Genomic DNA, 14,129 nt, shown 5'->3' with positions numbered 1-14,129 from the left:
AGTCCTTGATCAGCCGCTTAGTTGCCGATGACCATGACTGCATCGGCCTCGACCAGCGCGCCGCGCGGCAGTTCCTTGACGCCGACGGCGGCCCGGGCCGGGAACGGCTCGCTGAAATACTTGGCCATCGTCTCGTTAACCTTGGCGAAGTTGGCCAGGTCGGTCAGGAAAACATTCAGCTTGACCACATCGGCCAGCGAACCGCCGGCGGCTTCGGCCACCGCCTTCAGATTGTCGAAAACGCGAACGATTTGCGCATCGATTCCGTCTACCATCTGCATGGAAGCGGGATCGAGCCCGATCTGCCCGGACATGTAAACGGTGTCGCCGACGCGCACGGCCTGCGAATAGGTGCCGATGGCGGCCGGGGCGTTCGGGGTGGCGATGATGGTCTTGGCCATGAGTAACTTCCTGTATCCGGATTGCAAAACCCTATTTTAGCCTTGGTAGCCCATGAACCCACGTATCGAATCCCTGGAAAAAATGCTCGGCGGCCCACGCGACGGCGCCCTGCTCCGCTTCTCGCTCGGCAACGAATACCTGAAAGCCGGCGATCCAGCGAAAGCCGCCGTCAGCTTCAAAGACGCCGTCGACCGCGACCCGCAATATTCAGCCGCCTGGAAAGCGCTCGGCAAGGCGCGCGCCGAAGCCGGCGACAACATCGGCTGCCTGGCCGCTTACGAACAAGGCATCGCTGTCGCCGAAGCCAAAGGCGACATTCAGGCCGCCAGGGAAATGACCGTCTTTGCCAACCGGGTACGCAAGGCGCTGGCCGACTAGCCAGCAGAAAAGTCCGAAACCCCTTGCCGATCCTGAGTACTAACGATTTGTTACAAACCAGTCCGGGATCGCCGTATGCCAAACAGGGAGTGTCCGCGTTATTTACTTACCTAAGCACCGGAATCCCTGCCCAATGAAACTCTCGCCAACCCTTATCCGCCTCAGCCTCGCCACTGCCCTGCTCGGCAGCCTTGGCGCCTGCACGGTGGTTCCGGCCTATCCGGTGGGTTATCACCGCGCACCGCCGGTCTATGTCGAGAGCTATCCGGCCTATGGTTATGGCTATCCGAGGGCGAATATCTATTACGAATCCGATCGTCGGCACTACGATGATCGCGGTGGCCGGTATTACGACAATCAGCGCTATGAGATGCCCTTGCCGCCCCCCTTGCAGTTGCACCGCGATGTCCGGCGCAGCCTGGGTCTGCCACGCCTGCCGGGCATGCCCTGATCCGCTAGTTCTTGCCTCGGGGAGGAACGAGAATGGCCTCGACGCCCAGTTCCTTCAGTTTGGCCTGGGCCAGCTCGGCTTCGTGCCGGGTTCGGAACGGGCCAACCTGAACCCGGGTTTCCAGCGTCGAGGGAACGCCGCTCAACGTCAGTCGGGCGTGCAGCTCTTCAGCACGCTGGGTGCTGGAAAACACACCAGCCTGTAGCAGGAAGCCTGAAAACAGACGCGGTGCGCTCGGTGGCACCACCGCAGGCGCAGGCGCCGGGGCCGGAGCTGGTTTAGCCTCAATGATGCGCACCGAAGGCTTGGCCGGCGCAGCCTCCGCCGGTGTGGCAGCACGTTGCGGCGCCAGCCTGTTCGAAGGTGCTGTCGTCGCTTCAGGCACGGCTTGCGGTGCAGGTGGTGGTGGTACCGAAACCGCAGGTTTCACATTGGCGGCCGGTAACTTGGCCGCGACATGGGCCTCGGGCTTGGCCTCAACCACCGCTGATGCTGGCGCGTCCACCGTCGGCGGTGGCGGCGCCTCGGCAGGAGCCTCAACTTTTTCCGGAACCGGAGGTTCGGGCAAGTTCTCGGCCGGCGTCACCGGTTGTGAAACTTCCTTCTTGGGCGCCACGGGAACCGGCTGGGTAAAAACCTGCTGGTCTGCCTCATCAGGCGGATTAGCCAGATAGTCAAAAAACGCCAGCACCCCCAGCAAGAGGGCCACCAACACACCGGCAACCGCCAGACGGGCAATCAACTTGCCGCGCAATTCGCGGGCATGTTCTTCATTCTCGGAAACTTCTGGTTGGTCCGCCATTCCCTACCTCAACGTTCCTGACTCTTGGCCAACGCAACGACCAGTTCCGCTTCGGCCCGGGCGATACCGCATCGCTCGGCTATCGCCACCGGATCATAGCCGGAGACGGCCATCTGCATGGCATCGCCGTAAATCGGGGAAACCGTCTGGCTGGCCCGCAAATGTGCCAACTCCTGCAGCATGTCTTCGCGCAAGGCCGCCAGTTCGCCACGCATGGCATCGACTTCATCGCGCAACTGGACCAGGTCCCGCTCCAGCCCTTGGCGCAAAATCTCCTCACCCAGGCCCGCCGGAGTCTTCTCCCAGCTTTCGTCGCCGTCGGCCATCGCTGCCGTCAACGGGCTCACCGACTGCGCCTCCGGGGCGAGCCTTTCGGACGAAGCAACGGGCGTCTCGATGGGCTTGTTTCGCAAGCGGCGCATGCGAAACAGCACGAAGAGCATGTAGACCGCGACCAGCGCGATCAACATGATCACCCCTTCACGCAGCCCCAGCGTCATCCCGCCCAGTTCCAGCGCCGGCACGTTGGCCCCTTGCTCAAGAAATTAGAAACCCACCGAGTATTGCGCGCCAACGATATGGGCACTGGCGTTGTAATCGCCACGCAATTCGTGGGCTACTCCCACCACCTTGGACTGCTGGATAGACGGGTCCTTGACGTAAAGATAGGAGTAGCCGACATCGACCTTGCCATAGCGACCGGCATTCCACTGTCCGCCCAGCGACAACCACAAACGATCGTTGTCGGGCACGCGAGCCGAACGGTATTCATCGCGCACCGGCGTCCGGTCATAGGCAATACCGAATTTCACCTTGAGTGCATCACTGGCCTTGTAGGCAGCACCCCAGGCAAGTCGCCAGGAGTTTTCATAGTTGAAGATCTCGGTATCAACGCCAGCGGAGCTGCGAACATCCAGACGATCCAGGGTGCTCCAGCGCGTGTAGGACAAATCGCCCATCGCTTCCCAACGATCCGAAACCTGTTGCCAGACCGACAGGATAAAAGTATCTGGCAGCTTGATGTCCGCCTTGGCGGCAACGGAATTAGCCCCGACCGAACGGGTTCCTTCCAGCGTGTAATTCACTGCCGAGCGGTAAGACACACCAACGCGCATGGCGGGAGAAAGTGTAAACAAAGCACCGGCATTCCATCCCCAGGTCGAATCGTCACCCTTGACCCGGTAGAGACCAGCCGGGGTGTAACTGGTAATTTCAGCATCCAGTTGCTGATAATTGATGCCAAAACCCAGCGAAACCTTGTCGTTGACGCGATAGGCAAGCGACGGGTTGTAGTTGACGGTCTTGATCTCTGACTTGATCGCCTGAACACGCCCGACCCAGTTGCTGTCGTATTCAGTCGCCAGCCCAAATGGGGCCGAAACGCCAAAGCCGATCGAAAGATTATCGGTCAGATGCCCGGACAAATAGAGATTGGGAACGGCATTCCAGCCGCCCGCGTCACCGCCGTTGCCGCTACCCTTGAATGCTCCGGTCGAGCCATTGTCACGAAACTCATAGCTCGGCCCAACCCCGGTTACCCCAGCAGAGAACTGGAAGCCTGACAGTTGCGTCATCCCCGCCGGATTGAAGAAAACCGTACTGGCGTTATCCGCCACCGCTGCCGAGCCCGCATAAGCATTCCCCAGGCCGCTGGCATTTTGCTCCCAAAGCTGGAAGGCAGCAGCCGAGGCGGTGCCGGAAAAGATAGCCAACAGCAGTGCTGGGACGATACGCAGGTTCATCTTATTCATGGGAGTGCTCGCTTGCAGGCGGGGTAATTGTTTAACTGCCGGATTTTAGACCATTTCCGGTCATTTTTCGGTCGGAACATTGCGCTTCATCCCGGCGCCATCAATCGCCACATAGGTCAGCTCAGCCTCAGTCACCTTGACGATAATTGGTGCGGCGTAATTCCGTTCGGCATAGACCTCGACTCGAACGGTAATCGAGGTCGTGCCGACCCGCACGATATCGGCGTACAGGCTGACAATGTCGCCGACCGAAACCGGCTGCTTGAACAGGAAGGAATTAACCGAAACGGTGGCTACTCTGCCGCAAGCCCGACGCATTGCCGGGATGGCGCCAGCCACGTCGACCTGGGCCATGACCCAGCCGCCGAAGACATCGCCATTCTGGTTGAGGTCGGCCGGCATCGGGACGACACGCAGCGTGCAGTGCTTGTTTGGAAGAACGAGGGGATCAATGGTCATGGTCAGTCCGGATTGCGAATTGTTTCCGGATTTTCCCGGAAAGGCGGCAGTTTTCATATACTCGGCAGAGATTCTTCCAACGGATACCCACCAGACACATGCGTCGCGCCACTGCTCTCCCCAAACCGCCCGCTGGCCAAGCCCTGCCCCAAACCCATGTCTGGCTGACGCTGCGCACGCTGTTCCCTTATCTGTGGTCCTATCGGCTACGTGTGCTGGCCGCCATGGCTTGCCTGATCGGTGCCAAGATCGCCAATGTCAGCGTACCGTTGATCTTCAAGGAAATGATCGACGGCCTTTCCGGTAGCCAGCAGTTGCTGGCCCTGCCCATCCTGCTGCTGGTCCTGTACGGCGCCCTGCGCTTCTCGACTTCGCTGTTTACCGAATTGCGCGAAATCCTGTTTGCCCGGGTGACCCAACGCGCCGTTCGCCAGGTATCGCTGGAGGTATTCCGGCACCTGCATGCCTTGTCGCTGCGCTTCCACCTGGAGCGTCAGACCGGTGGCGTCTCCCGCGATATCGAACGCGGCAGCCGCTCGATCTCCAGTCTCATTTCCTACACGCTGTACTCAATCCTGCCGACGCTGGTCGAAATTGGACTGGTCCTCGGCATCCTGTTCGTCAAATACGATGTCGGCTTTGTCGTCATTACCGTCATATCACTGATCGTCTACATTGTATTTACCGTCAAGGTCAGTAACTGGCGCATCGACATCCGTCGGGCTGTCAATGAAAACGACTCAGCCGCCAATACCCGCGCCATCGACAGCCTGCTCAACTACGAGACGGTCAAATATTTTAATAATGAAGCGTGGGAAGCCCGTCGTTACGACGAACAACTGATCAAATGGGAAGAGGCTGCCACGCGCAGTCAGACTACGCTGGCCTTCCTCAACCTCGGCCAGGCAGCGATCATCGCCCTCGGCGTCACGGCGATGATGTGGCGCGCCGCCAGCGGGGTCGTTGCAGGCGAGATGACAATTGGCGATCTGGTGCTGGTCAATGCCTTCCTGATCCAGCTCTATATTCCGCTCAATTTCCTTGGCATCGTCTATCGCGAAATCCGGCAGGCCCTGACCGATATCGAACGCATGTTCAACCTGCTCAAGGAAAACCGTGAAATTGCCGATGCACCCGATGCTCGCGAGCTTCCGAACAGCCCCTTGCAGATCAATTTTGAAACCGTCGATTTCGCCTACGATCCGGATCGCCAGATCCTGAAGAATCTCAGTTTGGCCATTCCTCCAGGAAAAACAGTCGCTGTTGTCGGACACTCCGGTGCCGGCAAATCTACGCTGGCCCGGCTGCTCTATCGTTTCTATGACGTCACTGGTGGCGCCATCCGGATCAATGGCCACGATCTCCGTGCGCTTAAGCAAAGCAGTCTTCGAGCAGCAATCGGCATCGTGCCGCAGGACACAGTACTGTTTAACGACAGTATTTTCTACAACATCAACTACGGCCGCCCGGAAGCAAGCCGGGAAGAGGTTTTCGCCGCAGCCCGCGCCGCCCAGTTGCACGAATTCATCGAGTCCTTGCCGCAAAAATACGAAACACGCGTCGGCGAACGCGGCTTAAAACTGTCTGGTGGAGAAAAACAACGCGTCGCCATCGCCCGGGCCTTATTGAAAAACCCGCCCATCCTGATTTTTGACGAAGCCACCTCCGCCCTCGACTCAGCCACCGAACGAGCTATTCAGACCCAGCTTGAACAAGTCGCCGTTGGCCACACAACGCTGATCATCGCGCACCGCCTGTCCACCGTCATGAATGCCGACGAAATCCTCGTCATGAGCGAAGGCCACATCATCGAGCGCGGCTCACACGCCGCCCTCCTCGCAGCAGGCGCCACTTATGCGCGGATGTGGACCTTGCAACAACAGGAAGAACACGAGCACCCGGCAAGACACGGCTAAGCGGCGAGACGGCTCAAGATCGCTCATCGATTCAGCAAAGCTGATTGACTGCCGGGTTGATTGCCAAGTTTCGACAGCAACAGGGACGAAGGTTGGTAATATCGCAGCTAGCGATATTTAGCGCTTCAACGCGGATATCCCGCATTCGTCGATCATGATTCCAATAATGAACAAAATGAAGGTACTGGCGGTTGATGACAACCGCACCAACCTGCACATTCTCCAGGTCTTCCTGAAGAAGCTTGGGCATGAAGTCGTTCTTGCTGAGAACGGCGAGGAGGCGGTACGTCGATTTGAGACCGACGCTCCGGACCTGGTTCTCCTCGACATCATGATGCCGGTTATGGATGGCTTTGAAGCAGCTCGTCGTATCAAGGCCATGACCCGTGATCGCTGGACGCCAGTCATCTTCCTTTCCGCCCTGAATCGCGACGAAAACCTCGTTGAAGGGTTGGATGCAGGCGCCGACGACTACCTTACCAAGCCGATCAATTTTGTCGTTCTGGAAGCCAAGTTGCGTTCGATGCAACGTTCGCTGACCATGCAGCAGCAGTCTATCGATTCGCTGCGCCGGGTTCAGGCAATTTCCGACAACGTGCTGGATGCCATCGTTACAACCAACGAAGAAGGAATGATCGTCTCGGTAAATCAATCCACCGAACGTATTTTTGGTTGGTCCACGGCAGAGCTGCTTGGACAGAATGCCTCGCTACTAATGCCAGTCCCGGCGAGCGCATCGGGTGACATAATGCTCAGCCCGGGTGACGCGGCAAGGCCCTTGCCGGGGGCTGGACAAGAACAGGAAATAAATGCCCGGCACAAGGATGGGCATATATTCCCGGCAACCATCTCAATCAGTCAGGTCGAGCTCGACAATCAACGCATGATCATCAGTGTGATCCGCGACATTTCCGAGCGGAAAGAAACCGAACAAAAGCTGCGCGAAAACGCCCAGCAGCTGCAGGACTACTACGACCAAACCCAGACCGAACAACAACTTGCCCTGCGCCTGATGGAAAAGCAACTCCACCGCAGCGGTCTTCGCGACAAACGCCTCCGCTACAAAGTCATTCCAGCCGAACATTTCAGCGGTGACATTGTCGCCGCCTCCCGCTCCCCGGATGGACTCTTGTACGCGTTACTGGCCGATGCAACCGGCCATGGATTGACCGCCGCGATCAGTGTCCTGCCGGTATTGGCCCTGTTTTATCGGATGACCAAACTCAACCGGTCAATCCAGGAAATAGTGCTGGAATTAAATCAACAACTAAAGGAATCCATGCCGGTCGGGCGTTTTGTCGCCGTGACGCTGGTCTGCCTAGATGAAAAGAACAGAAAAGGCGAAATATGGGTCGGCGGTACGCCCGAAGCCTTCCTTTTTGATCGCTGGGGGCGGGTTGCCAGCACATTCCCTTCCGACAACCTGCCGCTCGGCATCGTTGGCAGCAATGAACTAGGCGGCCACCCACGACTATTTTCGTGGGAACCGGAAAGCCAACTCGCGCTATGCTCCGATGGCCTTCTGGAAGCGACCGACACCGAAGGTAAACAGTTTGGAAATTCGGGCCTGATCAACTCCGCATCAAACACCTCGCCAAGCGACCGCTTTGCCAAGATAGAAACTGCGCTGAAAGAGCATCAGAATGGCTGCGCCGCCAGCGACGATGTATCACTAATGCTGATCGACTGCCCTTAATAAGAAATTGGCAGCCAAAGAAAAAGGCCGGAGAACCGGCCTTTTTTCTATTTGAGAATTTCTCAGCTTACTCAGCTGCATCCTCAATCTCAACCGCTTCGGTCACTTCCGGGCGATCAAGCAATTCGACGAATGCCATCGGAGCATTGTCGCCGACACGGAAGCCACACTTCAGAATGCGAAGGTAGCCGCCCGGACGGGTTGCGTAACGCGGGCCAATTTCTGCGAACAGCTTGACCACGATATCGCGGTCGCGCAGACGGTCGAAAGCCAGACGCTTGTTAGCCAGCGTCGGGTTCTTGCCCAGGGTAATGATCGGTTCGACAACGCGGCGCAGTTCCTTGGCTTTCGGCACGGTGGTCTTGATAGCCTCGTGCTTGAGCAGGGAAACGGTCATGTTGCGCAGCATCGCCAGGCGATGGCTGCTGGTGCGGTTAAGTTTGCGAAGTCCATTGCGGTGACGCATGGTTAATCCTTTCTATGTTCTGCAGGCGTCCCTTGACAACCCGGGTTGAAAAAGGCTTACGCCTTTTCCAGACCGGCGGGCGGCCAATTTTCCAGTTTCATGCCGAGCGTCAAACCGCGTGCGGCCAAAACTTCCTTGATCTCATTCAGTGACTTACGACCCAGATTCGGGGTCTTGAGAAGTTCATTCTCGGTACGCTGGATCAGATCGCCGATGTAGTAGATATTCTCGGCCTTCAGGCAGTTCGCGGAACGAACCGTCAGCTCGAGGTCATCAACCGGGCGGAGCAGAACCGGATCAACCTGAGCCGGCTTGGAAGCCTCGGCCACAGGAGCGGTACCCTCCAGGTCGGCAAACACGGAAAGTTGTTCCATCAGCACGCGAGCAGCGTAGCGAATGGCTTCTTCCGGCTCGACAACACCATTGGTTTCGATATCAACAATCAGCTTGTCCAGATCGGTACGCTGTTCAACGCGGGCACTTTCGACCGCGTAAGCAACGCGACGGATCGGGCTGAACGAAGCGTCCAGAACCAGCTTGCCGATGGTCTTGGCATCGCCCAGGTTACGGACGTTACCCGGCACGTAGCCGCGACCCTTCTCGACCTTGATCTCCATGGCAAGCTTGCCACCAGGAGAGAGGTGAGCGATCACATGTTCCGGATTGATGATCTCGACGTCGTGGGGCAACTCGATATCGCCAGCACGGACGGCGCCTTCGCCTTCCTTGACCAGCTTGAGGTTAACCACGTCACGGTTGTGCAATTTGAAGACGACACCCTTCAGATTGAGAAGGATATCAACGACATCTTCCTGCACGCCATCAACGGTGGAGTACTCGTGGAGCACGCCGTCGATGCCGACTTCGGTCGGTGCATAACCGACCATCGAGGAGAGCAGAATGCGGCGCAGTGCGTTGCCGAGGGTATGGCCATAGCCGCGTTCGAACGGCTCCATGACCACCTTGGCTTGCACAGGCGACACGCTCTGCACGTCGATAATGCGGGGTTTGAGAAGTCCACTGCTTTGCATGGGCTAGATCCTCTGCTCAGTGCTTACTTCGAGTAAAGTTCGATGACGAGACCTTCGTTCAGGGTCGCCGGCAATTCGGAGCGCTGCGGCATGGCCTTGAACGTGCCCTTGCCTTCCTTGACGTCCACGGAGATCCACTCCGGGAAACCGCGGGACTCGGCAGCTTCGAGAGCGGCCTTGCAACGCAGGGAAGCACGTGCGCGATCGGTCAGCTGGACAACATCACCCGGCTTGACGATGAACGACGGAATGTTAACGCGCTTGCCGTTAACCAGAATGCCGTTATGACGAACAACCTGGCGCGACTCGGAGCGGGAAGCACCGAAACCCATGCGGTAGGCAACGGAATCCAGGCGAGCTTCGAGCAACTGCAGGAGGTTTTCACCGGTCTGGCCCTTGCGGCGATCAGCTTCGGCAAAGGTTTTGCGGAACTGGCCTTCAAGAACGCCGTAAACGCGGCGGATCTTCTGTTTGGCACGCAGGTGAACGCCGTAGTCGGACAAACGGGCACCTGACTTTTGACCGTGCTGGCCCGGCGCGTAAGAACGACGCTCAATGGCACACTTGTCGGTAAAACACTTTTCGCCCTTCAGGAACAGCTTTTCGCCTTCGCGGCGGCACTGACGGCATTTCGGATCGAGATTACGAGCCACTTGTCTTTCTCCTTAGATGCGGCGCTTTTTAGGCGGACGGCAACCGTTGTGCGGTACCGGCGTCACGTCCGAAATGGAAGTGATCTTCATGCCCAGCGCATTGAGCGCACGGACAGAGGATTCACGACCAGGACCAGGGCCCTTGATACGGACTTCGACATTCTTGACGCCACATTCCTGAGCAGCCTTGCCGGCGGCTTCGGCGGCAACCTGGGCAGCGAACGGGGTGGACTTACGCGAACCGCGGAAGCCGGCACCACCGGAGGTAGCCCACGACAGAGCGTTGCCCTGACGGTCGGTAATGGTGATGATGGTATTGTTGAACGATGCGTGGATGTGGGCAATGCCCTCAGCAACGTTCTTCTTGACCTTTTTGCGAACTTTCGTAGCAGTCTTTGCCATGTTCTGTCCCTATTACTTCTTGCCAGCGATGGCCTTGCGCGGGCCCTTGCGGGTACGAGCATTGGTACGGGTGCGCTGACCACGGCAAGGCAGACCCTTGCGATGGCGCAGGCCACGGTAGCAACCGAGGTCCATCAGGCGCTTGATATTCATGGTGACTTCGCGGCGCAGATCACCTTCGACGGTGAACTTGCCTACTTCGTCACGCAGACGATCCATGTCCGAATCGGACAGGTCTTTCATTTTTACGTTACGACCAACGCCGGCTGCGTCACAGATCTTCTGTGCGCGGGTACGGCCGATGCCGAAGATCGCGGTCAGAGCGATTTCTGCATGCTGATGGTTCGGAATGTTTACCCCTGCAATACGGGCCATTGAATCACTCCACTATTTCGAAAATTAACGAATGCCGAACTGGACAGGGGATTAACCCTGGCGCTGTTTGTGACGCGGATCCTTGCAAATGATGCGCACGACACCTTTGCGGCGGATAACTTTGCAGTTGCGGCAGATGCGCTTCACTGAAGGTTGGACTTTCATGTTTCACTCCTCGTCTGCGAGAGCTTGGAAGCAGCCGTGTTTCCTTGCCCTGCGGTTTATTGCGTAGAGAACTTTTTACTTGGTCCGGAAAACGATCCGGGCCTTGGTTAAATCATACGGCGTCAGTTGCACAGTCACTTTGTCTCCGGGAAGGATACGGATGTAATGCATCCGCATTTTTCCGGAAATGAACCCATGCACGATGTGTCCGTTTTCCAGCCTGACTTTGAAGGTCGCATTTGGGAGGTTCTCAACAACCTCACCCAGCATCTCAATGTAATCTTCTTTTGCCATGCTGATTACTACTTGATCATAGGTGCGCCCTTGAAGTTTGCTTTCTTCAGCAGGCTTTCATATTGATGCGACATCACATAGGCCTGAACCTGGGACATGAAGTCCATGGTCACGACTACGATAATCAACAGCGACGTTCCACCGAAATAGAACGGAACGTTCCACTTCAGGATCAAAAATTCGGGTAACAAACAAACAACCGTGATGTAAGCAGCCCCAATCAGGGTCAGGCGCATCAGGATCTTGTCAATATAACGGGCAGTTTGCTCACCAGGACGAATACCCGGGACAAAAGCACCACTCTTTTTCAGGTTATCGGCCGTTTCCTTGGAATTAAACACAAGGGCGGTATAGAAGAAGCAGAAAAAGACGATGGCTGACGCGTACAGCATCACGTAGATCGGCTGCCCAGGAGACAAGGTACCCGCAACATCCTTCAACCAATGCATCGACTCGCTGGAACCAAACCAGTTGGCCACTGTTGCCGGGAACAAAATGATCGATGAAGCAAAAATCGGGGGGATTACACCAGACATGTTCAGCTTCAGTGGCAGGTGCGAGCTCTGTCCACCATAAATCTTGTTACCTACTTGGCGCTTGGCGTAATTGACCAGAATTTTCCGTTGGCCACGTTCGACAAAGACCACGAAGCCAGTAACCGCAACGACGAGAATACAAATGATCAGGGCCGTCAGGGGGTGCATCGCTCCGGTACGGACCAGCTCAAGCAGGCCGCCAATTGCGTTCGGCAAGCCAGCGGCAATACCAGCGAAAATAATGATCGAAATACCATTACCAAGACCACGCTCGGTAATCTGTTCACCCAGCCACATCAGGAACATGGTGCCGGTCAGCAGCGTGGAAACGGTTGTCAGGCGGAACATAAAGCCTGGATCATTAACCAGACCGGCCTGCGCTTCAAGTGCGACGGCAATACCCAGCCCCTGAAACAGTGCAAGAATCACCGTGCCGTAGCGGGTGTATTGAGTGATCTTCCGACGCCCGGCCTCGCCCTCTTTCTTGAGAGCTTCCAGTTGCGGGCTAGCGACACTCATCAACTGCATGATGATCGACGCCGAAATATACGGCATGATCCCCAACGCAAAAATCGTAAATCGCGACAGGGCGCCACCCGAGAACATGTTGAACATGCCCAGGATGCCACCCTTCTGCGAATTGAAGAGATCGGCCAGAGCGTTGGGGTCAATCCCCGGAACCGGGATATGGGCGCCAATGCGGTACACAACCAGTGCGCCCAAAAGGAACCAAAGCCGGCGCTTGAGATCGCCGAACTTGCCACCTTTGCCAACGGTATTGGGATTTGCAGCCAACGTTCTAACCTTTCCCTGTCTTACTCAGCGATCGAGCCGCCGACTGCTTCAATAGCAGCCTTCGCACCCTTGGTCGCGCCAACACCCTTCAGGACAACCTTGCGGCTGATCGCACCGGACAAGATAACCTTGGCGGAGAGTGCGTCACCCGGAACGATACCGGCCACTTGCAGCGCAAGCAGGTCAATTTCGTCAACCGGCAGGCGGTCCAGATCAGTCAGGCGAACTTCATAGTTGCGCGCACGGGTCAGCGAGTTGAAGCCACGCTTCGGAAGGCGACGCTGCAACGGCATTTGACCGCCCTCGAAGCCTACCTTGTGGAAGCCACCGGAACGGGACTTCTGGCCTTTATGGCCGCGACCGCAGGTCTTGCCCAGGCCGGAACCAATACCGCGGCCAACACGCTTGGCGGTCTTCTTGGAGCCTTCGCCCGGCTTGATAGTATTCAGACGCATGGCTTAACCCTCAACCTTAACGAGATACTGAACCTTCTGGATCATGCCGCGGACAGCCGGCGTATCGATCAGCTCAGACGAACTATTCAGCTTGCGCAGACCAAGGCCCTTGACGGTAGCCCGGTGATCTTGCTTGGTGCCGATAACGCTCTTGACGAGCGTCACTTTGATTTTCTTGTCAGCCATGACTTACCCCTGGATCTGATCAACCGAAAGACCGCGCTTGGCGGCGATTTCGGCTGGCGTATTCACCTTCGACAGACCGTCGATGGTGGCACGCACGATGTTGTAGGGATTGGTCGAGCCGTGAGCCTTGGCAACAACATTGGTCACGCCAACGACTTCGAAAACAGCACGCATTGCGCCACCCGCGATGATCCCGGTACCTTCCGGAGCCGGTTGAATCATCACGGTAGTAGCGCCATGACGACCCATCACAGTGTGATGAACGGTACCGCTCTTCAAGCTGACCTTGGCCATCTTGCGACGTGCCTCTTCCATTGCCTTTTGAACGGCAACCGGCACTTCGCGGGACTTGCCCTTGCCCATGCCGATGCTACCGTCACCGTCGCCGACCACGGTCAGGGCTGCAAAACCGAGAATCCGGCCGCCCTTTACAACCTTGGTAACGCGATTGACCGCAACCATCTTTTCGCGCATGCCATCATCGCGCTCTTCAGCCTGTTGCGGCTTTTTGTTTCTTTCAGGTTTAGCCATTTCTTAACCTCGTCCTTTTGCCGTCGGTTAGAACTTCAGGCCGCCTTCACGCGCGGCTTCCGCCAACGCCTGAATACGTCCGTGGTACTGGAGACCGGAACGGTCAAAGGCTACCTGCTCGATACCGGCGGCCTTGGCGCGCTCGGCAATCAGCTTGCCAATAGTAGTGGCAGCAGCCTTGTTTCCGCCGTTCGCGAGGTCCTTACGGACATCGGTATCCAGCGTGGAAGCCGAAGCCAGAACCTTACCGCCGCAAGGCGAAATGATCTGGGCGTAAATGTGGCAGTTGGTGCGGTTAACGCACAAACGGACAGCTTTGAGCTCGGCGATTTTGGCCCGGGTTTTGCGGGCACGGCGCAGACGCGCTTGCTTCTTGTTAAACATA

Annotated in this window: 21 protein-coding genes; 4 read left to right on the top strand and 17 right to left on the bottom strand. The window is 57.2% G+C overall.

Annotated elements, in window-relative coordinates; all coding sequences use genetic code 11:
* Positions 1–17: 17 nt before the first annotated feature.
* Entirely contained in the window at positions 18–401 is a 384-nt protein-coding gene (locus tag DARO_RS01880) for a RidA family protein (RefSeq protein WP_011286123.1), read from the bottom strand.
* 52 nt (positions 402–453) lie between these two features.
* Between DARO_RS01880 and DARO_RS01875 the strand changes: the two genes are divergently transcribed.
* Both DARO_RS01875 and DARO_RS01870 read left to right on the top strand, forming a co-directional pair.
* On the top strand, positions 454–780 hold the full coding sequence (locus tag DARO_RS01875; protein WP_011286122.1) for a tetratricopeptide repeat protein: 327 nt from the start codon (positions 454–456) through the stop codon (positions 778–780).
* A gap of 133 nt (positions 781–913) precedes the next feature.
* Positions 914–1,231, top strand: a complete 318-nt coding sequence (locus DARO_RS01870) for a hypothetical protein (RefSeq protein WP_011286121.1) — start codon at positions 914–916, stop codon at positions 1,229–1,231.
* A 4-nt stretch (positions 1,232–1,235) separates the two neighbouring features.
* Here the strand turns inward: DARO_RS01870 and DARO_RS01865 are convergent, their stop codons facing one another.
* The 4 genes from DARO_RS01865 to DARO_RS01850 are packed head-to-tail and all read right to left on the bottom strand — an operon-like array spanning position 1,236 to position 4,243.
* Entirely contained in the window at positions 1,236–2,033 is a 798-nt protein-coding gene (locus DARO_RS01865) for an SPOR domain-containing protein (RefSeq protein WP_011286120.1), read from the bottom strand.
* Between the two features lie 8 nt (positions 2,034–2,041).
* Positions 2,042–2,557 carry a DUF2802 domain-containing protein gene (locus DARO_RS21460; RefSeq protein WP_011286119.1) on the bottom strand — a complete coding sequence of 172 codons (516 nt, stop codon included), beginning with the start codon at positions 2,555–2,557 and terminating at the stop codon, positions 2,042–2,044.
* Between the two features lie 21 nt (positions 2,558–2,578).
* On the bottom strand, positions 2,579–3,784 hold the full coding sequence (locus DARO_RS01855) for an OmpP1/FadL family transporter (RefSeq protein ID WP_011286118.1): 1,206 nt from the start codon (positions 3,782–3,784) through the stop codon (positions 2,579–2,581).
* Positions 3,785–3,844: 60 nt separating this feature from the next.
* A complete protein-coding gene (locus tag DARO_RS01850) occupies positions 3,845–4,243 on the bottom strand; it encodes an acyl-CoA thioesterase (protein ID WP_041224641.1) in 399 nt (132 codons plus the stop codon).
* A 98-nt stretch (positions 4,244–4,341) separates the two neighbouring features.
* Here DARO_RS01850 and DARO_RS01845 point away from each other — a divergent pair, with 98 nt between their 5' ends.
* Both DARO_RS01845 and DARO_RS01840 read left to right on the top strand, forming a co-directional pair.
* Positions 4,342–6,159 (top strand): ABCB family ABC transporter ATP-binding protein/permease, encoded by a 1,818-nt coding sequence (locus DARO_RS01845; RefSeq protein ID WP_011286116.1) that lies wholly within the window; start codon positions 4,342–4,344, stop codon positions 6,157–6,159.
* A gap of 166 nt (positions 6,160–6,325) precedes the next feature.
* Positions 6,326–7,855 (top strand): SpoIIE family protein phosphatase, encoded by a 1,530-nt coding sequence (locus DARO_RS01840; RefSeq protein ID WP_497463018.1) that lies wholly within the window; start codon positions 6,326–6,328, stop codon positions 7,853–7,855.
* Between the two features lie 67 nt (positions 7,856–7,922).
* On the opposite strand, the gene rplQ is transcribed toward DARO_RS01840, so the two are convergent.
* The 12 genes from rplQ to rplR form a co-directional block, all read right to left on the bottom strand.
* Positions 7,923–8,321, bottom strand: a complete 399-nt coding sequence (gene rplQ / locus DARO_RS01835) for a 50S ribosomal protein L17 (RefSeq protein WP_011286114.1) — start codon at positions 8,319–8,321, stop codon at positions 7,923–7,925.
* A 56-nt stretch (positions 8,322–8,377) separates the two neighbouring features.
* On the bottom strand, positions 8,378–9,352 hold the full coding sequence (locus DARO_RS01830; RefSeq protein ID WP_011286113.1) for a DNA-directed RNA polymerase subunit alpha: 975 nt from the start codon (positions 9,350–9,352) through the stop codon (positions 8,378–8,380).
* Positions 9,353–9,375: 23 nt separating this feature from the next.
* The gene (gene rpsD / locus DARO_RS01825) at positions 9,376–10,005 is read right to left on the bottom strand and encodes a 30S ribosomal protein S4 (protein ID WP_011286112.1); all 630 of its coding nucleotides are present in this window, start codon (positions 10,003–10,005) and stop codon (positions 9,376–9,378) included.
* 12 nt (positions 10,006–10,017) lie between these two features.
* Positions 10,018–10,407 (bottom strand): 30S ribosomal protein S11, encoded by a 390-nt coding sequence (gene rpsK, locus DARO_RS01820; RefSeq protein ID WP_011286111.1) that lies wholly within the window; start codon positions 10,405–10,407, stop codon positions 10,018–10,020.
* A 12-nt stretch (positions 10,408–10,419) separates the two neighbouring features.
* Positions 10,420–10,782: a 30S ribosomal protein S13 gene (gene rpsM, locus DARO_RS01815; protein ID WP_011286110.1), complete on the bottom strand. Its 363-nt coding sequence runs from the start codon at positions 10,780–10,782 to the stop codon at positions 10,420–10,422.
* 51 nt (positions 10,783–10,833) lie between these two features.
* Positions 10,834–10,947 (bottom strand): 50S ribosomal protein L36, encoded by a 114-nt coding sequence (rpmJ, locus tag DARO_RS01810; protein WP_011286109.1) that lies wholly within the window; start codon positions 10,945–10,947, stop codon positions 10,834–10,836.
* 75 nt (positions 10,948–11,022) lie between these two features.
* The gene (infA, locus tag DARO_RS01805) at positions 11,023–11,241 is read right to left on the bottom strand and encodes a translation initiation factor IF-1 (RefSeq protein ID WP_011286108.1); all 219 of its coding nucleotides are present in this window, start codon (positions 11,239–11,241) and stop codon (positions 11,023–11,025) included.
* Between the two features lie 8 nt (positions 11,242–11,249).
* Entirely contained in the window at positions 11,250–12,572 is a 1,323-nt protein-coding gene (secY, locus tag DARO_RS01800) for a preprotein translocase subunit SecY (protein WP_011286107.1), read from the bottom strand.
* A gap of 20 nt (positions 12,573–12,592) precedes the next feature.
* Complete coding sequence (rplO, locus tag DARO_RS01795) at positions 12,593–13,027, bottom strand: 50S ribosomal protein L15 (protein WP_011286106.1); 435 nt, start codon at positions 13,025–13,027, stop codon at positions 12,593–12,595.
* 3 nt (positions 13,028–13,030) lie between these two features.
* Positions 13,031–13,213: a 50S ribosomal protein L30 gene (gene rpmD, locus DARO_RS01790; protein ID WP_011286105.1), complete on the bottom strand. Its 183-nt coding sequence runs from the start codon at positions 13,211–13,213 to the stop codon at positions 13,031–13,033.
* A gap of 3 nt (positions 13,214–13,216) precedes the next feature.
* The gene (gene rpsE, locus DARO_RS01785) at positions 13,217–13,744 is read right to left on the bottom strand and encodes a 30S ribosomal protein S5 (protein ID WP_011286104.1); all 528 of its coding nucleotides are present in this window, start codon (positions 13,742–13,744) and stop codon (positions 13,217–13,219) included.
* A 27-nt stretch (positions 13,745–13,771) separates the two neighbouring features.
* Positions 13,772–14,128, bottom strand: coding sequence for a 50S ribosomal protein L18 (gene rplR / locus DARO_RS01780; protein ID WP_011286103.1), 357 nt, complete (start codon positions 14,126–14,128; stop codon positions 13,772–13,774).
* Between the last annotated feature and the right edge of the window lies 1 nt (position 14,129).

This window comes from Dechloromonas aromatica RCB (assembly GCF_000012425.1).
This window is presented reverse-complemented; position numbering and strand designations above follow the sequence as displayed.